This window comes from Actinoplanes sp. CA-051413 (assembly GCF_050955795.1).
Lineage (GTDB): Bacteria > Actinomycetota > Actinomycetes > Mycobacteriales > Micromonosporaceae > Actinoplanes.
This window is the reverse complement of record NZ_CP192100.1, coordinates 2,428,069-2,447,136: the sequence shown is the minus strand read 5'-3', so window position 1 is coordinate 2,447,136 and position 19,068 is coordinate 2,428,069. Positions and strand designations below refer to the sequence as shown.

17 protein-coding genes and 1 pseudogene are annotated in these 19,068 nt (G+C 72.4%); 9 read left to right on the top strand and 9 right to left on the bottom strand.

Features of this window, described 5'->3' with window-relative positions:
* Positions 1-14: 14 nt before the first annotated feature.
* On the bottom strand, positions 15-545 hold the full coding sequence (locus ACQP2Y_RS11720; RefSeq protein ID WP_433727183.1) for a hypothetical protein: 531 nt from the start codon (positions 543-545) through the stop codon (positions 15-17).
* Positions 546-689: 144 nt separating this feature from the next.
* On the opposite strand from ACQP2Y_RS11720, the gene ACQP2Y_RS11715 reads away from it, so the two are divergent.
* The 3 genes from ACQP2Y_RS11715 to ACQP2Y_RS11705 are packed head-to-tail and all read left to right on the top strand — an operon-like array spanning position 690 to position 3,766.
* A complete protein-coding gene (locus ACQP2Y_RS11715; RefSeq protein WP_433727181.1) occupies positions 690-1,355 on the top strand; it encodes a response regulator transcription factor in 666 nt (221 codons plus the stop codon).
* Entirely contained in the window at positions 1,352-2,737 is a 1,386-nt protein-coding gene (locus ACQP2Y_RS11710; protein WP_433727179.1) for a sensor histidine kinase, read from the top strand. Before ACQP2Y_RS11715 ends, ACQP2Y_RS11710 begins: the two co-directional genes overlap by 4 nt.
* 9 nt (positions 2,738-2,746) lie before the next feature.
* The gene (locus ACQP2Y_RS11705; protein ID WP_433727177.1) at positions 2,747-3,766 is read left to right on the top strand and encodes an aldo/keto reductase; all 1,020 of its coding nucleotides are present in this window, start codon (positions 2,747-2,749) and stop codon (positions 3,764-3,766) included.
* 13 nt (positions 3,767-3,779) lie between these two features.
* Here ACQP2Y_RS11705 and ACQP2Y_RS11700 read toward each other — a convergent pair.
* Positions 3,780-5,032: pseudogene (locus tag ACQP2Y_RS11700) on the bottom strand (RNA-guided endonuclease InsQ/TnpB family protein).
* 13 nt (positions 5,033-5,045) lie between these two features.
* On the opposite strand from ACQP2Y_RS11700, the gene ACQP2Y_RS11695 reads away from it, so the two are divergent.
* The 4 genes from ACQP2Y_RS11695 (at position 5,046) to ACQP2Y_RS11680 (ending at position 6,570) form a co-directional block, all read left to right on the top strand.
* Positions 5,046-5,216, top strand: coding sequence for a type II toxin-antitoxin system Phd/YefM family antitoxin (locus tag ACQP2Y_RS11695; protein WP_433727175.1), 171 nt, complete (start codon positions 5,046-5,048; stop codon positions 5,214-5,216).
* 105 nt (positions 5,217-5,321) lie between these two features.
* Entirely contained in the window at positions 5,322-5,900 is a 579-nt protein-coding gene (locus ACQP2Y_RS11690) for a DsbA family protein (RefSeq protein ID WP_433727173.1), read from the top strand.
* 72 nt (positions 5,901-5,972) lie between these two features.
* Positions 5,973-6,242, top strand: coding sequence for a hypothetical protein (locus ACQP2Y_RS11685; protein ID WP_433727171.1), 270 nt, complete (start codon positions 5,973-5,975; stop codon positions 6,240-6,242).
* 7 nt (positions 6,243-6,249) lie between these two features.
* Complete coding sequence (locus ACQP2Y_RS11680; RefSeq protein WP_433727169.1) at positions 6,250-6,570, top strand: hypothetical protein; 321 nt, start codon at positions 6,250-6,252, stop codon at positions 6,568-6,570.
* A gap of 134 nt (positions 6,571-6,704) precedes the next feature.
* On the opposite strand, the gene ACQP2Y_RS11675 is transcribed toward ACQP2Y_RS11680, so the two are convergent.
* Complete coding sequence (locus ACQP2Y_RS11675) at positions 6,705-7,391, bottom strand: winged helix-turn-helix transcriptional regulator (RefSeq protein WP_433727167.1); 687 nt, start codon at positions 7,389-7,391, stop codon at positions 6,705-6,707.
* Positions 7,392-7,498: 107 nt separating this feature from the next.
* On the opposite strand from ACQP2Y_RS11675, the gene ACQP2Y_RS11670 reads away from it, so the two are divergent.
* A complete protein-coding gene (locus tag ACQP2Y_RS11670) occupies positions 7,499-8,332 on the top strand; it encodes a class I SAM-dependent methyltransferase (protein ID WP_433727165.1) in 834 nt (277 codons plus the stop codon).
* A gap of 152 nt (positions 8,333-8,484) precedes the next feature.
* Here ACQP2Y_RS11670 and ACQP2Y_RS11665 read toward each other — a convergent pair whose 3' ends face one another.
* The 4 genes from ACQP2Y_RS11665 to ACQP2Y_RS11650 all read right to left on the bottom strand — a co-directional run bounded on the left by ACQP2Y_RS11665 (position 8,485) and on the right by ACQP2Y_RS11650 (position 15,302).
* On the bottom strand, positions 8,485-11,202 hold the full coding sequence (locus tag ACQP2Y_RS11665) for a family 78 glycoside hydrolase catalytic domain (RefSeq protein WP_433727163.1): 2,718 nt from the start codon (positions 11,200-11,202) through the stop codon (positions 8,485-8,487).
* Positions 11,203-11,250: 48 nt separating this feature from the next.
* Positions 11,251-11,664, bottom strand: coding sequence for a DUF6010 family protein (locus ACQP2Y_RS11660; protein WP_433727162.1), 414 nt, complete (start codon positions 11,662-11,664; stop codon positions 11,251-11,253).
* Positions 11,665-11,751: 87 nt separating this feature from the next.
* Positions 11,752-15,093 carry an SCO7613 C-terminal domain-containing membrane protein gene (locus ACQP2Y_RS11655; protein WP_433727161.1) on the bottom strand — a complete coding sequence of 1,114 codons (3,342 nt, stop codon included), beginning with the start codon at positions 15,091-15,093 and terminating at the stop codon, positions 11,752-11,754.
* A gap of 53 nt (positions 15,094-15,146) precedes the next feature.
* Positions 15,147-15,302 (bottom strand): hypothetical protein, encoded by a 156-nt coding sequence (locus tag ACQP2Y_RS11650; protein WP_433727160.1) that lies wholly within the window; start codon positions 15,300-15,302, stop codon positions 15,147-15,149.
* Positions 15,303-15,452: 150 nt separating this feature from the next.
* Here ACQP2Y_RS11650 and ACQP2Y_RS11645 point away from each other — a divergent pair, with 150 nt between their 5' ends.
* Positions 15,453-16,529 carry an MFS transporter gene (locus ACQP2Y_RS11645; protein ID WP_433727158.1) on the top strand — a complete coding sequence of 359 codons (1,077 nt, stop codon included), beginning with the start codon at positions 15,453-15,455 and terminating at the stop codon, positions 16,527-16,529.
* On the opposite strand, the gene ACQP2Y_RS11640 is transcribed toward ACQP2Y_RS11645, so the two are convergent.
* Both ACQP2Y_RS11640 and ACQP2Y_RS11635 read right to left on the bottom strand, forming a co-directional pair.
* Complete coding sequence (locus ACQP2Y_RS11640; protein WP_433727156.1) at positions 16,450-17,637, bottom strand: hypothetical protein; 1,188 nt, start codon at positions 17,635-17,637, stop codon at positions 16,450-16,452. The two genes, ACQP2Y_RS11645 and ACQP2Y_RS11640, sit on opposite strands and share 80 nt — an antisense overlap.
* Positions 17,630-18,745 (bottom strand): helix-turn-helix domain-containing protein, encoded by a 1,116-nt coding sequence (locus ACQP2Y_RS11635; protein ID WP_433727154.1) that lies wholly within the window; start codon positions 18,743-18,745, stop codon positions 17,630-17,632. Before ACQP2Y_RS11635 ends, ACQP2Y_RS11640 begins: the two co-directional genes overlap by 8 nt.
* Positions 18,746-19,068: the final 323 nt, after the last annotated feature.

Sequence of the window (19,068 nt, the reverse complement as noted above, 5' to 3'; positions counted from 1 at the left end):
ACCGACCCACGTCATCAGCTCGCTGACGGTGCCGGGGCGCTCGGCGCAGTGGAGCCGGCCGCCGGCGGCGTGCCCGGCGCGGCCGATGCCCCGCCGCGTTCGCCGCCGGGGCCGCCCGGTCCCTTACCGCCGCGTTGTCCCGGACCGCCGCCGCGCTTGCCGTCACGTTCGGTCGCGACCACGACCGAGGTGGCGTCCAGCGAGACGCCGTCCGCGTTCACCGTGCCCTCGGCGTGGATGGAAGTGCCAACCGCGACGCCGTCCGGCGTGCTCTTGATGTTGATCTGCCGGGTGAAGCCCTCGCGGTCCGTGATCAGGATCTGGGTGTCGCTGATCGACTTCACCGTGCCGTGCAGGTGCGGTGTGTGCTCATGGCCCGGGCCGCGGCCCGGGGCGGCCGCGCCCGCCGACGGCGCCGCGGAGCCGCTGGGCGCCGGCGTGTCCGCGGCCTGGGCCAGCCCGGCGACGCCGAGCGCGAGACCGCCGCCGAGGGCCACGGCCACGGCGACGCGCCGGGCCCGCTGGGTGCTGAAGATCGGTGGCAAAGCTCCTCCAGTGCTGGATGTCGGTTTCGGTGCTCGTCCCACCGTCGCCCGCGAAACTGAAGCAGGCCTGAATCGGCGGCGGTCTTCAGCTGTTCTTCAGCTCGGTGCTCGAACACGCACAGGCACGCTGCGGATACTTCGGCCATGGTGGCGAGAGTGCTGGTCGTGGAGGACGAGGACGCGATCCGGGCACCGCTCGCGGCGGCGTTGCGCGGTGCGGGGCACGAGGTGCGGGAGGTGGCCGACGGCGCCGGTTTCGAGGAGGTCGTCGACGCGTACCGGCCGGATCTGGCCCTGCTCGACGTGCAGCTGCCCGGCGGCCGCGACGGCTTCGCGCTGGCCGCGGCGCTGCGCGGGCGCAGCGACTGCGCGGTCCTGATGGTCACCGCCCGCGACGCGGTCGACGACCGGCTCCGGGGGTTCGCCGCCGGCGCCGACGACTACGTGGTCAAGCCGTTCGCCACCGTCGAGGTGCTGGCGCGGGTCGGGGCGATCCTGCGCCGGCTCGGCCGGGTGCCCTCCACTGTGCAGGTCGGTGACCTGGTGGTGGACGAGGACGCCCGGCTGGCGGTGCGCTCGGGCCAGGCGCTGGAGCTCACCGCGACCGAGTTCAAGCTGCTGGCCTACCTCGCGGGGCACCGCGGCCGGATCCTGTCCAAGACCCAGCTGCTCACCCAGGTCTGGGGCTACGACGAGTACGACCCGAACCTGGTCGAGGTGCACGTCAGCGCGTTGCGCCGCAAGCTCGAGCAGCACGGCCCCCGGCTCATCCACACCGCCCGCGGCCTGGGCTACGTGGTCCGCCCGTGAGGCTGCTGCGGCCGTTGTCGCTGCGGGGCCGGGTCACCTGGGTGGTGCTCGGCCTGCTCGCCGTGATCCTGGTGGTGCTCTTCACCGCCGTCGACATCGCGCTCTCCGCCCGGCTGCATGCTGACGCCCGTACCCGGCTGACCGACCGAGTGGCGCTCGCCGGCCAGCTCGACCCGCAGCTCAGCGCCCAGCAGCTCGTGGACCGGCTGCGCGGGGACGGGGTGACCGCCCGGCTGTGCGTGCGCGACGGCGGCGGCTGCGTCGCGGCGGCGTCCGACCCGGCGCCACCGGGCCGGCGCTTCCCCACCGGCGGCCCGGCCCGGCAGCGGCCCGCCGGCGCCCGGGCCGAGGTGCCGGTGGAGACCGCCGGCAGCGTCATCTTCGTGCGCACCGAGCTGAGCGGGAACCAGATCCTCACGCTCAGCCTGGACACCACCCAGATCACCGACGCGCTCCGCCGGCTGGTCTTCCTGGAGATCGTCGGCGGGCTGCTGGCCCTGCTGCTCGCCGGGCTCGCCGCCGCCCGGTTGTCGCGCGCGGCGCTGCGCCCACTGGAGGACATGACCGCCCTGGCCGGGCAGATCGCCGCCGGCGACCGGGGACGCCGGCTGGGCCACCCGCGCACCGACTCCGAGCTGGGCCGCACCGCGGCGGCGTTCGACTCGATGCTCGACGAGCTGGAGGCGGCCCTGGCCACCGCGAACGCCGCCGAGGCCGGGATGCGCTCGTTCCTGGCCGACGCGTCGCACGAGCTGCGGACCCCGATGGCCGGACTCCAGGCGAACGCCGAGCTGCTGCTGCGCGAGGAACTCGACCGCCCGGAACGGGAACGGGTCGCCGTCGCCATGATCCGCGAGACCCGCCGCGCCGCCCGGCTGGTCGACGACCTGCTCACCACGGCCCGGCTCGGCCAGGGCGGCCTCCGGCTCGCCACCGAACCGGTCGACCTGGCCCGGCTGGCCGAGGCCGAGACGGCCCGGGCCCGCACGCTGGCGCCGCAGCTGAGCTTCGCCGTCTCCGCCGAGCCGGCACCGGTCGTGCACGGAGATCCGGTGCGGCTGGGCCAGATCGTCACCAACCTGCTCGACAACGCCCGGCACGCCACCCCGGCGGGCGGGACCGTGACGGTCACCGTGCGGCGGACCGGCGAGCGCGTGGTGCTGGACGTGGCCGACACCGGGCCGGGCGTGCCCGCCGCCGACCGGGCACTGATCTTCGAACGGTTCGGCCGCGGCGACACGTCCCGCTCCCGCGACACCGGCGGTGCCGGGCTGGGCCTGCCGATCGCCCGCGGCCTGGCCGCGGCGCACGGCGGCGATCTCCGGTACGTGGACAGCCCGGCCGGCGCCCGCTTCCGGGTGGAACTGCCCGCCGCGACGTAGGTTGCTGGAATGGAATACCGCACACTCGGCCGCAGCGGCTGCGCCGTCTCCAGTCTCTGCCTGGGCACCATGACCTTCGGCGCCGAGTCCGACGAGGAGGTGTCGCACGCCCAGCTCGACCGGTTCGCCGAAGCCGGCGGCACGCTCGTGGACACCGCCGACGTCTACTCCGCCGGCGAGTCGGAACGGATCATCGGCCGCTGGTTCGCCTCGCGCAGCGCCGACGTCACCGAACCGATCGTGCTGGCCACCAAGGGCCGCTTCCCGATGGCCGGCGACCCGAACGGCGCCGGCCTGTCCGCCCGGCACCTGACCCGCGCGCTCGACGCCTCGCTGACCCGGCTCGGCCTCGACACGATCGACCTCTACCAGGCGCACTCCTGGGATCCGGTGACCCCGCTGGAGGAAAGCCTGCGCACCCTGGACAGCTTCGTGCGCCAGGGCAAGATCCGCTACTACGGCTTCTCGAACTTCACCGGCTGGCAGCTCACCAAGGCGGTGCACCTGGCCCGCGAGCTCGGCCTGGCCGCCCCGGTCACCCTGCAACCGCAGTACAGCCTGCTGGTGCGCGAGATCGAGTGGGAGATCGTGCCGGCCGCCCGCGACGCCGGCCTGGGGCTGCTGCCGTGGAGCCCGCTCGGTGGTGGCTGGCTCAGCGGCAAGTACCGCCGCGACCAGCGGCCCAGCGGCGCGACCCGGCTCGGCGAGGACCCCGGGCGCGGCATGGAGGCGTGGGAGCGGCGCGGCACCGACCGGAACTGGGCGATCATCGACGCGGTGCAGTCCGTGGCCGAGGCCCGCGGCGTGTCGATGGCCGAGGTGGCGCTGGCCTGGGTCACCGACCGGCCCGGCGTGACCTCGACGATCCTCGGGGCCCGTACGGTCGAGCAGCTGGAGACCAACCTGCGGGCGGCCGAGCTGCACCTCGAGGCGGCGGAGATCGCGGCTCTGGACGAGGCGAGCGACCTGCACGCGCCGGACTACCCGTACGGGCCGCTCGGGCTCGACCAGCGCAACCGCGTGCTTTGACATCCTCTCCGCCCTAAAGGACGGAGATTCCCTCCACGCTGCGCGTGGAACACGCAACGTCCGGGTGGGTTACCGCTTCGCCGCGCGGTGCCAGCACGAATGCTGGTCTTACCTGCGCTCCACGGTCGTTTGAGTTGTCCGCCTGTCCGGCGGCCAACACGTTCTTGGCGGCGTTGTGATCGCGGTCGTGGTGGCTGCCGCAGGGGCAGTGCCACTCCCGGACGTTCAGTGCCATCTTGTCGTTGATGCGTCCGCACGCCGAGCACATTCGGGTGGACGGGAAGAATCGGTCCACCCGGGCGAAGGTGCGCCCGTACCGGGCGGCCTTGTACTCCAACATGCCGGTGAAACCGGCCCACCCCGCATCGTGCACGGACTTGGCGAGCCGGGTCCGGCCGAGACCGGCCACGCACAGGTCCTCGACATAGATCGCTTGGTTGTCGCGAACTACCTTCGTGGACAGCTTGTGCTGCCAGTCTCGCCGGGTGTCGGCCACCCGGCGTGCGCCCTGGCGACCTTCACGACGGCCTTCTTGCGGTTGTTCGATCCCTTGGTCTTGCGGGAGAGATCCTGTTGCAGCCGCTTGAGCTTGCGGGCCGCGCGGCGCAGGAACTTCGGCGCGGTCACCTTCGTGCCGTCGGACATGACCGCGAAGTGGGTCAGCCCGAGGTCGATCCCGATCTCTGGGTCGACCGGCGGCAGCGTCTCGTCCTGCCTGGTCTGCACGACGAACGAGGCGAAGTACCGGCCCGCTGCGTCTCGGATCACCGTGACCGAGCTGGCCTCGGACGGCAGGCTCCGCGACCACCGCACCTCGACGTCGCCGATCTTCGGCAACCGCAGTCGGCCGTTGTCCAGGACTTTGAACCGGGAGTTCTTGGTGAAGCGGATGGCCTGCCGGTTGTCCTTGCGGGACCGAAACCGGGGCGGGGCCACCTTGCGGCCCTGGCGCTTGCCCGAGTTCGACGCGAAGAAGTTGCGGTACGCCACGTTCTGATCCGCGAGGGCCTGTTGGAGCACGACCGAGGACACCTCGCCCAACCAGGCTCGGGCCTCGGTCGTCTTGGCCTGGGTGATGAGCCGCTTGGACAGCTCGGCGTCCGAGATATACGGCAAGCCCTGCTCGCGGGCTTCCTGCCGTGCGCGCAGCCCGTCGTTGAACACCACGCGAGCGCTCCCGAACGACCGGGCCAGCGCTTCGCGCTGGACGGTGTCCGGGTAGAGCCGGAAGTTGTAACGGAGCTGCACGTACAAAACGTACCACATGTACGATGGCAGGATGAGCGAGACACCCCAGGTCGCGGTGAGCGACGCCCGCAAGGAGATCGGCAAGCTGATCGACGCAGCCCACTACGCGGGCCAGCACACGGTCTTGGCGAAGAACGACGAACCGCGCGCCGTGCTCGTGCCCTACCGGTGGTACATCGAGCAGCAAAACCGTCCGGATTAAGGCACTGCTCGGGCCTCGGCGGCCCTCCCAGCGCGGGCCTTCACCTCCGACCTGAAGGCCGGAGCACTGGCCCGCATTCCGGTAGCCCGGCCTAGGATCGCAGCCATGGAGGCCACCTACTTCTTCGACCCGGCATGCCCGTTCACCTGGCGCACCTCGCGCTGGCTGGTCGGCGTGGCGCCGGAGCGCGACGTGACACTGCACTGGCGCGCATTCAGCCTGTCCATCCTCAACGGCGACAACGTCCCGGACCAGTACAAGCCCATGATGGCGGCGTCGACGCGGGCGCTGCGGCTGGTCGAGGCGCTGCGCGCGGACCACCGCGACGACACCATCGCCACGTTCTACACCGAGCTCGGCAACCGGACGTTCGAGGCGGGCGAGGCACTCACCGACGAGATCGTGGTGGCCGCCGCCGAGGCCGCGGGCGTCCCCGATCCCAAGACCGTGCTCGACGACGGGTCCTGGGACGAGGCGGTCCGCGCGTCGCACGAGCTGGCCTTCGGCTCGGCGGGCCCGGACATCGGCTCCCCGGTGCTGATGATCGAGGGCGCCGGGCGCGGCGTGCACGGGCCGATCATCGACGAGGTCCCGGACCGCGAGGAAGCCCTGGCGATCTGGGACGCGGTCGTCCCGCTGTCCCGCAGCGAAACGTTCTTCGAACTCAAGCGCGGCCGGTCCTAGACACCAGGTTTGCCGGCGCGACGTGGTTGGGTAACAGCGTCGCGCCGTCACCGGTACAACGAGGAGAACTCCATGCAAGACCCGCAGATCCACCTGGACCCCGCATCGCTGAGCCCGGTGGAGGAGAAGCTGCGCGGCCCGCTGGAGGAGCAGCTCACGTCCGCCCTGCAGCACGCGACCGACAAGGTCAGCCATGACTACGCGGGCGAGCCGGTCGACACCGTGGCCGGCGAGCTGTTGAAGCAGACCCGCGCGGGCCTGCACCCGGACATCGCCGCGGGCTTCAGCCCGGATCAGGGCGAGCTGCGCCGCGTCGCCGAGGCGATCGTCCACAACGACTGATCCCGCGATGGCCGCACGCGACGTCGCCCTGGGCACGCTGGAGACGGCCGGCGCCGTCATCTTCGTCCTGCTGGGGATCGTGCTCCTTCTGCGGGTTCGGCGGACACCCGCGGGGTTGACCTTGGCAGGACGCGAATTCCGGCACCCGAGGCTGGCCGGAGCGCTGGTCCTGGTTGGCGCGTCGGGACTGGCCGCAGGCGGGGTGGGTCACCTGCGCGGCGGTCCGGCGATTCTGCAGGTTCTGGCACTCGTGGCAAGAGTCGCGACGGTCGTTCTGATCGTTGTCTTCGCTGTCCGCAACGCCCGCGGCAAGCCGACCGGCGGCTGATTCGCTGGTCGACATCGAACCGCCATCTCGATCTTGAGGCAGCTGCTCCGCATGCAGCGGAGGCATCATGCCGAGACGCCCGAGGCGCCGGCGGCAGCGAAGAGAATCCGCTGATCTGACGCGGGGCCGGCCGGTCACACCGCCGCCGGCCGGGGCACCGCTGCGAACAGCGACAGCGTGAACCATCCGGGCAGCGCCCGGCGTACCGCCTCGGGTCCGTGCACCCGCATCTGCCCGGTCCGCAGCGCCTCGGTCCACGTGCGGTCGCCGCGCCAGACCTCGACCAGCGCCCGCAGGTCCGCGGTCAGGCTGACGGTGATCTCGTGGCCCGGGTCCGCGTCGCACACGTCGGCCTCGCCGTCGGCGATCACCAGCCACCACGAGCGGGGATGCGGCGCCGGCACGTCGGGGAAGGTCAGGGCGACGACGGTACGCCCGGACGGCACCGCCGCGTGGTCGATGTTGCGGTGCATGTCCCACAGCAGCAGCTTCGGGTCCAGGTCCGCGTCGCCGAGCTCGCCGACCCAGCGCACTCCCCAGGCGCCCACCGCCTCGACGATCGGCCGCAGTTCCTGGCCGGCCACGGTGAGCGTGTACTGCACCTCGCCGTCGGCCGGCCGCCGTTCGACGACGCCGGCCGCGACCAGCTGCTGCAGCCGCTTCGACAGCAGGGTCGGCGACATCCGGGGCAGCCCTCGGCGCAGGTCGTTGAAGCGGCTGCTACCGGACACCAGCTCGCGGACGATCAGCAGGGTCCAGCGTTCGTCGAGCAGCTCCATGGCCTTCGCCACGGGGCAGAACTGGTGATACGAGGCGCCCATGGCCAGCAGCGTAGGCCCGGGCCGCCGGTCCGGGCGATACACATCCTGTACTGGCCCGGGTTCCCGGCGGCTCCGTAGCGTCGCTGCTGAGGAAGGGAGCTCAGCTGATGACCGTTCAGCCGGACACGACCGGGGCCGACCGTGCTCTGAAAGACCGCCACCGGGCGATGTGGGCCCTCGGCGACTATCCCAGCGTCGCCGCCGAGGTGATCCCGCGGCTCGGCGCGACGCTGGTCGAGGCGTGCCGTACCGGGCCGGGACAGCGGGTGCTCGACGTGGCCGCCGGCACCGGCAACGCCGCGATCCCGGCCGCGCTGACCGGCGCCGAGGTGGTGGCCTGCGACCTGACCCCGGCGCTGCTGGAGGCCGGCCGGGCCCTGGCCGCCGGGCGCGGCGCGGTGGTGGACTGGCGCGAGGGTGATGCCGAGGCGCTGCCGTTCGCCGACGCCTCGTTCGACGTGGTCCTGTCGTGCGTCGGCGTGATGTTCGCACCGCACCACCGGGCCGCCGCGGACGAGCTGGTGCGGGTGTGCCGGCCGGGCGGCACGATCGCGATGATCAACTGGACGCCGCAGGGTTTCATCGGGCAGCTCTTCGGCCGGATGAAGGCGTACACGCCGCCGCCTCCGCCGGGCGCCCAGCCGCCGCCGCTGTGGGGCAGCGCCGAGCACGTCCGCGACCTCTTCGGCGACCGGGTCGCCGAGCTCACCGCCACGGTGGACAGCGCGGTCATCGACCGCTTCGCCGACGGCGAGCAGTTCCGCGACTTCTTCAAGGCCCACTACGGCCCGACCGTCGCCGCCTACCGCAACCTGGCCGGCGACCCGGAACGCGTTTCCGCGCTCGGTGAGGACCTGGCCGGCCTGGCCCGCAGCCACGACCGCGGCAACGGCGTCATGCACTGGGACTACCTGCTGTGGACGGGCCGCCGGACGGGCTGAGCCGCGCCTACTTGCGCCGGTTGGCCCGGCCCGCGACCACGAGCCCGCCGATGATCACCGCCACGACGACGAGACAGATCAGCAGATGCCACGGTTTGATCGCGCCCATGATCGCGCACCTTACCCGAGCGCGTCGGTTTCGGTGGGCCCGGTCAGGACGGGTCCTTCCGCGGGATGAAGGTGCTGTGCCCTGAACCGACCGTGTAGGTCGCGACCCCGTCGTGGACGCCTTCGAGTCGCGGCCCGCCGGTCGCGCGCGGCGGCGTGCGGCCGGACACCGGCACCTCGACCCGGGCCGTGACGTTGACCGGCAGGTCCACCACGATCGCCGTCCCGTCCGGTGTGATCCGCCAGCTCACCGTGACCGTCCCGGCCTGCGTCCACACCGTGCCCCGGGCGTGCCTGAGCGCGGTGCCGCGCGGCGGGGCGATCCGCACGGTACGGGCAGCCGGCGCCGTCACGGTCACCCCGAGCAGGTCCTCCTGCTGGTCGACCAGCGCGGTGGCGCCCCAGCCGTGCGAGAGGCTCTCGCCGGTCTCCGGGGCCTCCCACGATTCCCAGGTGAACGTGCCCCCGCGGGCCAGCACGTTGGCCCAGCCCAGCGACCCGGCGTCGGTCAGCCGGGCCAGCACCTGGTCGTCGCGGCCGGCCTCGTGCAGGGCGGTGAGCAGCCAGTTCGCCGTCATCGGACCCATCTGCAACCGCAGTGACACCAGGTGGTCGGCGATCTGCGGCCGGGTCTGCGGCGGGGCGACCCCGAAGGCGATCGCGTACACGTTGGCGATCTGTGACGCGTGGCTGCTCGGCGTACCGTCCGCCGTGAGGCCGTCGTGGTAGATGCCGTCCGGGCGGCGCAGCCGAGAGTTGATCGCCGCGGTCAGCGCGTCCGCGTCGGCGTTCAGCGCGTCGATCTCAGCGCGCGGCCGGCCCAGGGCCTGAGCCTGCCGGGCGGTGCTGCGCAGGACGTCGACCGCGAGGATGTTGACGGTGGTCCGGGCCGCGGTCGCGGTGTCGTAGCCGTAGCGGTTGGGCCAGTCGATGATGCCGTACTGGTAGGCGCCGCTGCCACCGGCCAGGTTCGTGACCAGGCCGGTGCCCGGGTCGCGGTAGCGGCGCACGTAGTCGGCGATGGCCTGCGAGGCCGGGTACGCCTCGCTCAGCAGGCTGCGGTCGCCGGAGTTGAGGTAGTAGTTCCACACCCAGCCGGGCAGCAGCTCGGTGAAGTCAGGGATGTCCCGCTTGCCGTCGCCGTTGGGGTAGACCGCGTTGACCCGGCCGTCCGGCCAGTACCGCCGTTGCGAGGACAGGAACTCGCGGATGGCCCGGGCGGTCAGCGCACGGTCGCCGGAACCGGCCATGAGCGCCCGGGAAATGTTCACCGAGTCGGCGAGGAACTGCCCCTTCTCGCGGGTCGGCGTGTCGAGGAACTGCTCCTGGGAGCCGTACAGGGCGGACCGGCGGTTCAGCTCGAACACCGCGTCGAGGGTGGCGTCGGAACTGTGGAACGTCGCCGTCCGGCGCGGGTCGGCATCGGTGTGCTGGAGCTCGGCGGAGATGTCCGGCGCCGAGCCGGGATCCTCGACCTGGAAGTAGCGGAACGCCTCGTACGTGAAGGCCTGGAAGGTCTGGGTCCCGTCCCGCTGGGTGTAGCGATAGGACAGGTCGGTGGACTGGTTGTCCCGCGCGCTGTTGGAGACGCTGCCGTCGGCGTTGAGCAGGTATCCGGCGGTCATGGCGACCTCGCGGCCCGCGGCACCGGCCCGGAAGCGCACCCGCGGCGTCGCGGCGATGACCTTGCCGAAGTCGGCGACCACCGCACCCGAGGGCAGCGTGGTGACGCTGACCGGCCGCACGTCCCGGTAGGCCAGCCGGGTCTGCTGAGCCCGCAGGTGGGTGAAGACCCCGGCCGGATGTGCGCCGACGACCTGCGCCGGCTCCCAGGCCGAGTCGTCGAAGCCCGGCCGGCTCCACCCCGTCAGCGGCTGGGCGGCCCGCCCGTCGATGTGCTCGATGTAGTCGCGGCCGTCGCCGTTGCGGTACGCGGCGGGCTGCCACGGGCCGCGGGTCACCCGCCAGGTGCCGTCGGAGACGACCACCTGCTGCGAGCCGTCACTGTGGTCGATCACCAGCCGCGCGAGCATCCCGGACTGTCCGGCCGGGCGACCCTGACCCGCGTCGTACCAGTGGAAGAGGATGCCCAGCGCGGTCGGCCGGCCCGCGCGCAGCTCGCCGGTCACGTCGGTGGCCTGGTAGTAGCCCTCGTCGGGGTAGGCGAAGGCCTGACCGCGGTCGACCAGCTTCCCGTTGAGGTAGGCCTGGTACTGCTGGGAGGCCGAAACGTACAGCCGGGCGCGGACCACCCGGCCGGCGCCGACGGTGAACTCCCGCCGGGCCAGCGTGTAGTCGTCCTTGACGGCCGTCGTGCGCCTGATCCAGGACGCCTGCCACCCGGCGTCACCGATCCCGGTGCCGAAGGTGGCCGGGCGCGACCACGGGGAGGCGGCGCCGGCGCGGTCCCAGGTCCGGACCGTCCACCGGTACGCCGCGTCGCCGGTCAGCGCCGGGCCGCCGTAGGGCACATAGGCCGTGCGGTCCGAGACGACCTTGCCGCTGTCCCAGACGGTCCGCGCCGGGTCACCGCCGGAGACGACCTTGATCCGGTACGCGGTCTGGAGCTCGCCCCCGTCGACGTCACGAGGCTGCCAGCCGAACAGCGGCGACCCCTCGACGTCCACGGGTTCCGCCCGGTCGCCGACGGTGAGAGCGGTGGCGGGCAGCGGGGCATGGTTGTGGCCGGTGACGGCGTACGCCGGAGCCGCCGTCGTGGCCAGCATGACCGCCACGGCGAGCGCGGCAAGGGGAGCCGTCATCGGAAGTCTCCTATGAAACGTTTTAAGCGACTCTCCCAACCATAGATGTCAGCCTATGTCTCGGGCAAGACCCCGCAGCCACAGCACCAGCTCCCGAGGTGACCGACCACCGGTGAAACACCACAGCGCGATGACGGGATCGCAGATGGCGCACCCGAACGAGGAGTCGGCCAGCGACGGGATCAGCGGCGCGCCGCGGCGGTGATGCAGGATGTCCCAGCAGGTGTGCAGCAGCCAGCCGACGCCGACGAAGGTCCACGACCGCAGTCCCAGGTAGGCGACCGCACTCATCAGGGCGGCGAAGCCGAGCTCGCCGAGGCCGAAGCTCCCGCCGCTGATGTAGGCGGCCCCGGCCCCGCCCACGAGGACCGCGTTGATCCTGAGGCGGTGCGGTTCCGGCACGAACGAGAAGACCCCGGCCCAGACGAGCGCCACGACCACGGGAATGACGTAACGAAGCATGTGCCACCGTAGGAACACGGCCGTTGCCACGGACAGGGCCCTGACGGCCGCATACCACCGGATTCCCGCCAGCCCGCCGGATTCCGCTCAGCCCATCCGGCCCAGGGCGGCCCGGACCCGGGCCAGGTCCCGGCGGCGCCGTTCCAGCGTCATGGCCAGCCCGACCAGCAGCAGCCCGGCCGCCGCCAGCGGGATCCACCGCGGCAGCAGGTCCCAGACCAGCACCACCTCGTGCAGCGCGACCACGGCCAGCACGGTGCCACCCGCCACCACCGGCGCCCGCAGCCGGCGGTGGGCGCCGGCCAGCAGCACCGCGAGCGCGCCCAGGCCGAGCAACAACCGGCGCAGCGGCTGGCCCTCGTCCGCCAGCACGGAGGCCAGCGTCGGCAACAGCGCCGCCGCCAGCGCCGGACCGTAGGTCACCCAGCTGGACAGCCCCGGACGCGAGCGCCGCGCCAGCCAGCCGGCCAGCAGCGCCACGGCGGCCGCCGGCAACGTGTACGCCTCCACCGTCGCGACCTGCTCCGAAGCGATCAGCAGCCACCAGCCACCCAGCTCCGCGACCGCGGCGGCCAGCACATGTCCACGCCGGACCGGCGCGGTCTCGCCCGGCCGCAACGCCCGCACGCCGAGCGCGAGCCCCCAGAACGTGCACACCGCGGCGGCGTGCCGGATCGAGCCGGCGGTCAGCAGCAGCGCCACCAAGGCCCCGGCGTGAGCCGCCACCTCCACCGCCAGGCCCTCTACCGCCCGGCCCTTCACTGCCCGGCCCACTTCCGCGCGGCCCGCATCGGCCCGGCCCGTGTCGGCCCGGCCCGCATCTACCCGGCCCGTATCGGCCCGGCGCCCGGCGAGCATCGCACCCACGGCCAGGATCACCGCGGCCGCGCCGAGCACAACGAAGGCGCTGGTCGCCGGGGAAAGCTCAGCCGCCCGGCCTACCGTGTAGGCGAACGCCACCGCCGCCCCGGCGCCGGTCAACCACCCGGCCAGCCGCGCAGCAAGGGCACGGCCGGCGACACCCGCCACCGCCCCGGCAACCAGCGTCAATCCCAGCGCAGCCAGCGTGGCACCGCGCGTCGCCAGCGCACCGGCGAGCCCGGCACCGGCCAGCGCGGCACACGTCACCGCCGGCCCGACCGCCCGCATCCCCGGACGCAGCAACGCCACCGCGAGCAGCCCGGCAAGCCCGACGACCAGGCTCTCCGCCGGCACACCGGGCCACGGAACCCCGGCCGCGGCCAGACCCATGGGAGCGATGACCGCCAGCACCGGCGCGACAGCCCACACCGCGATCCGCCGCCCACGAGCGCCCTGCACCACGATGACCACCGCGACGGCAAGCACCCCCAGCGCAACGACGTCGGCCAGGGCAACCGCCCCGACGCCGGTACCGTCCGGACGTCCGGTCCAGACCCGGCCCAGCCACTCGTAGGGCCGCAGCAGCACAGCGGACAGGCTCGGCGCGGTCGCCAGGAACAGCGCGATCCCGAGCGGAAGAGCAGCCAGACCGGCCCGAACGGTACGCGAGAACGTCAGCGCCACCAGCAACAACGCGGTGGCCGCATAGATCGCCGGGGAGTCACCGGTGGCAACCGCCCAGACCGGCGCCGACACGACACCCAGCAGCGCCGCCGCCAGGGCATAGGCCCGGTACCCGCGACCGACGACAAACAGCGCACCGACGAGCAGGGCCGCCGCGCCCAGCGCCACCCTGCTCTGCACCGGTGCGGACAGCGACAGCGCAGCCGCGCCACTCCACGCCGCTGCGGGCACCGCCACCATGCCCACGGCAAGCGCCACTCCCCCGAGCACCCCGGCCGTGCGTTCCACCAGTGCGGTGGAGATCCCGATGACGGCTACCGCGCTGAGCGTCGCGCAGGCGACCCACGGCTGGGCAAAGGCGACGGCCACCGCGTGAGTCGTCAGGACAACCGCCACCGCGACAGGCCACAGCGGAAAGACCCGCAGCGCCAACCCCAGCGCAGCCGCGACCACCACCAGCTCGAACCCCGGCGCGGTCCACCACGGCAACCCGAAACCGGCCGGCGCCGCAACAGCCGCCACCGCCAGCCCACCCAGCACGGCGTGCGCCTGGATCCCCCGCGGCACCAGCACGGTCAACCCAACCGTGACCAGAGCGATCACCGCGAGCAGCCGCCAGTCACCGTCACCGGTCGCCGCGACGGCGATAGTGACCCCCACGACCGCCACACCCGTCCCGGCGACCACCAGCAGAGCGGCGATCCACGGCCCCCGGCGTACCGCTGCCGGCAGCCGTCGGTTCACGACCGTGACCAGCGCGGCCAGCGCAGCCACCACCCCGGCGACCAGCACCGGCGCGGCGAAGCTGCCGCCGGCGACCCCGGCGAACCGCCCGGCCGCGACGGCCAGCGCGACCACCAGCAGCCCACCGGTGATCGACTGCCAGCGCGAGGCCCGGGCCAGGACGGCTGCCGCCACGGGTACGCCCGCCGCCGCGATCAGCGCCCCGCCGGCCAATGCCACCTCGCCGGACGCGAAGTCGGTGAAGAGCCCCGTCAGTGCGGCGAGTGCCGCCAGGATCGCCGCACCCCCGCCGAGCGCGTACGCCGTGATCCCCAGCGCCGTCAGCCCGGAACGCCGCAGCTGAACCACTGCCAGGTTCACCACAGCAACCGCCACCATCGTGTACGCCCAGCCGGTGGCGTCCGGGTGGAACGGCGCCACCAGCAGCGGCAGCACCGGCTGAGCCACGAGCAGCGCCCCGAAGCGGGGTCCGATCAGCCCGGTCACGTGCTCGTACCCGGCGGCCACCGCGGCCGTCACCGCGCAGACCGCGCCCGCGTACCCCAGGGCCGAGTAGTCCGCGACGCCGAACAGGTTGACGTACCAGGCCGCGTACCCGTCGAGCAGCACCAGCAGTAGGCCGACCGCCGCGAAGGTCTCCGCCGTCGCGGTGAGGCCGCGGCGCAGCGCGGCGAGCGGCGCCGCCAGGGCCGCGACGGTGAAGCCCGCCAGCAGCAGCGCCCGGCCACCCACGCCGAACTGCGACCAGGCGACCGCGGTGAAGACGATCGCGGCCACGCCCAGCAGCAGGCCGCCGAGCAGGAACAACGCGTTCTGCACCAGCCGGGTCGAGGCTTCCTTGGTGCGAGGTGCCGCCATCGGAGGCCGCGGCGGCAGCGGCACCGGGGCTGCGGGCACGGGGGCCAGCGACGCCTGGATCCGCGCGACCGCGGCCTGCCGCAGCTGCCACGCCCGGCGCAGCGCCGCGTCGGCGCCCGCGACCGCTTCGCGCGCGGCCGTCAGCCGAGCGGTGAGCACCGGGATCTCCGCGTCGAGGCGGATCACCTCGGCAGCGTCGGGGTCCGGGCCGCGGCCGCAGCCGGGGCAGCCGGAGGTCAGGTTGGCCGGGGTACGGCACGACGGGCACGGGTACGAGGTCACGCCGTCGATCCTCGTCGCGGCGGCCGCCCGGGCCCTGAGTGCGCGTACCTAACTCAGCGGCCGGTGAACTCAGCTATCGCCCGCTCCCACTTGTCCAGGCCGGCCTCGACCTCGTCGCGGGGACCGGACGGCAGCCAGCTCGACGCCCGGTGCACGCCCGCGCCGGCCAGCTGTTCCAGGGCCTTGGCCTGCGGCGGGACGCTCAGCACCTGGACCTGGATCGGCCGGTCGGCGCGGGCCTCCAGCTCGGCGATGCGGTGACGCCCCCGGCTACAGTGATCGACGGGGGTAACTTCGTGCGGACCGCTCGGGATGTCAGTCTCATCTTCGCGGTCAGCGGCGCAACGCAGGCGTCCTGGATGTCCCGACTTCCCGGTGTTCTGGAGCGGACCGGCACGGACTTCGTGCGGCTCGGACTGGCGCTGGTGATGCTCGGTCTGGGCACCCTGCTGGCGATGACCCTGACGGGTCCCGCCGCCACGCGCTGGGGCAGCCGGCGGGTGGTCACCCTCGGCTTCGGCCTGACTCTCGGATGCCTGGTCGCGATCGCGCTGACCCGGTCGCCGGAGGTGCTCGCGGTCGTACTCTTCGGCCTGGGCGTGGGCGGCGGCATCTGGGACGCCGGCATGAACATGCAGGGCTATGCCATCCAGAACGAGCTCGGGAAGCATCTGATGAGCCGGTTCCACGGATGGTGGAGCCTCGGCAGCATGGCCGGAGCCGGGCTGGCCCTCGCCGCGGTGCACCTCTCGGTCCCGCTGCTCGCGCAGATGATCGTGGTATGCGTGCTGGCCGCCGTGCTCTGCGGGCCCAGTCTGGCCTCGTTCACCCAGGACAAGCCGCCCGAGCCGGACCTCGCCCGGTCGCCGGCGCCGACGCGCCGGCCGGTCCGGCGCCTGGCTGCGATCGGTGTCCTGATCTTCTGCGGTGCCACGGTCGAGGGCGCCGCGGGCGATTGGCTCGCCGTCTTCCTGCACCAGGGGCGAGGTCTCTCGCAGAGCGGCGCCGCGCTCGCCTACGCCCTCTTCGTGACCGCGATGGCAGCGGGGCGGCTGGCCGCCGAACGTCCCCATCGACACGTCGGCGCCACCGGTGTCGTCCGCGCCGGAGCCCTGCTGGCCGGCATGAGCATCGGCATCGTCGTGCTCGGTGCACCGCAGCCGTGGGGCTACGTGGGCGCGGTCGGATGGGGGGTGGGGATCTGCTGGGTCTTCCCCGCGGCCCTGACCGCGGCCGGCGACGTGGGAACCGCTGCCACGGTCGCCCATATGACGGCTGTCGGCTACAGCGCGAGCATCTTCGGGCCGTTGGCCATCGGCTGGCTGGCCCACGGGGCCGGCCTGGGGTCGGCGCTCGTCACGCTACTGCCACTCGCTCTCGTGGTGAGCCTGTTGGCGTCGGTGCTGGCCGGCGCGGCGCCCCGGTCCACCAGGTGACCTGCTGCAGGCCGAACCGGGTCAGTGCAACGTCGACCGGCGTCATTCCGGCCGGCAGGCGCCGGATCGGCCGCATCCCGTTCATGAAGCCCCGCCAGCGCACCCGGTCCCGCTGCCAGGCGGCGATGTACTCGGTGCACTGGTCAGCCGTGATGAACTGCAAGCGGCCACGCGCCGCGGTCAAGGACTCGAGGATCTGCTTGCCCTGCGTCTCACTGGGGTCGAGGCGCTCCTGGATGCTCATGATGAGTTCCAGCCGCGTGGCGAGGTATTCCGTCCAGTAACCGGGACCCGCGTCGCCGATCTTCTGGCCGTCGTCGAACAGCGCGAACAGACCCTCGGCCAGGACGTCGCCGAACTCCTCCCGGCGGGCGCGATCCGGGTTCGCGAACGGATCGTACGGCTTCTGCAGTGCCGTACCGACCTGGCTGACCGGGCGCAGCATCGTCTTGCCGAGCAGGAAGAACCAGTCCTCGTTGTAGATCTCGGGGAAGAACGAGTCCATCCGGTCGGCCGGGACGACCAGGGCGCCGCCACCGATGAACGTGCTCTGCGGCGCCCCGGTCACCCGGTTGGCGTGACACACCACCGAGTTGTCGGGGTATCCGCCGATGTGCAGACCGACGCCGTCACGGCCGGGCAGCGCGCCGGCGGCCAGCTCCAGATCGGTCGCCTTCGGCACGGTGATGTCGTCGTCCAGGAAGACCACGTTCTTCCAGCCGAGCACCCGCGCGAGCACCAGTCCCAGGTTGCGCTTCGCGCTCGTGTCCGTCCGCCGCTGCAGCCGGGACCGGCCGAGAACCGTCGAGGTCTCCAGTTCAGGCAACCGGGGCACTCCCGCTCGGGGGAAGTCGACGGCGATGACCTGGTTCACCCCGCGGTCGGTGAGATACCGGAAGACCTTCTCCGCCTCCGAATGTTTGCTCGACAGCACCAGCAGCGCGCAGCCCAGCTCGACGGCGAGGCGCCCGGCTTCGCCGAGCATGCCGGCGGACCGGGCGCTCGGGACGATGATGGCGTCGACGCTCGCGCGGCGACCACCCGGAGCCGATGGTTGGATCAGACTCCGGTGGCTCGTGTGGTGCACCCGGCGGCTCGCGTCACTCATCGATCGTCGGCCACTCGTGCAGGCGGTCCTCCGCCAGCGTCCAGTCCGGGGTCACCACGTCTCCGTTCGGATTGATCCGGACTCGCATCAGAATGCTGAAGGCGGACGAGTCGGGGAAGGCCTTGCGGACATACTCTTCGTTCCGGTCGCGGAACTTCGCGTCGGTCAACGAGCGGACGGCCCCGTAAGTTCCCCGTCCGTACATGCCATTACATAGTGTCACGGTCCGGAGCGTGTTATAGGGATTTTTCCCCCGATAGAAGTGAGCCACGTCCTCGATCAGGCCGTCAATCTCGTCCAGAACTGGCTCGAAGGTCGCGCCGTCCAGGGTCGAGAAGTATCCGGAGTCCTCGTCGTTCGGTCGCACCTGCTGCCGGACCGGCAGGTCGAGGCGGCGGGTGATATCCCGGTCGACCGGGTTCCAGTCGACCCCGCCGAGCAGGACCAAGTGTTTGGTGAAGTCATCCTCGTCCATCTCCTCGGACCGGCGGATGCGGACGTCGACGGCCGGGTTCACCGCCCGGATGTGGCCGTGCAACTCCAGCAACGCGTCCAGGTCCGCCAGGATGTAAGACCGTACGTAGTCGGGGTCTTGAGGATCGGTGAACGGCATCCGGTCGCGGATCCGCTTCGGCAAGCTGCCGGGCACGATGACGACCGGCCGCTGGTCGGGGAAGAACCAGGTACCACCGCCGATCGTGTCGCCCGTGGCGGAGAGGGTGAGACGCCGCGCGGCCGGCGCCGGTGGTTCGTCGACGGCTTGTGGCTCTTCCGGGAAGCGCAGGCTCAGCAATTCGGCGTAGAGCTCGCCGCGCGCGGCCCGCTCCTCGCTGCTGAGTTCGCGCTCACTGAGCAGCCGCGCGGGGTCGGACTCCACGCTGCGCCGGCTGGCGAAGAAGGTGGCATAGCCGGCGAGGCGGTTGGCCGGGGGCAGCACCGGCTTGCGGGTCGACTCCCAGGACGAGATGAGCGACAGGCTCAAGGCGGTGTCGCCGCCCAAGGCCTCGGCGACCTGCTGCTGGGTGACCTTGACACCCGGCCAGTGCCGCTCCCGGAGCGCACGCAGGCGCCGGGCGAGACGGGCATCGGGCGGCACTGCCGGCTGCATGTCATTTTCCTTCACTGAACTTCAAGCAAGTGCGACGAAGTTTAGGCCCTACCTGGCGGGAAGGCCAGAAGGCTAGCTCAATGAAGCAGATGGCGTTCAAGGACGCGCGTGAACGTGACTGAATCGAGATATCAGCATTGTTCGGCCCCTGAAGTACGCCTACCATAACTTCATCGAAGTTCCCTGAAGTGAAGTGCAGGGAGATCAGTGATGGCGACAGAGCCCCACCGACGAAGACGCACTCCGCCCGCGCGGTCGCCACCGCGCCCCGCTCGATCCGTCCGATCTGGACCCGGAAACGCGAATCGCCCCCGGATGCGACC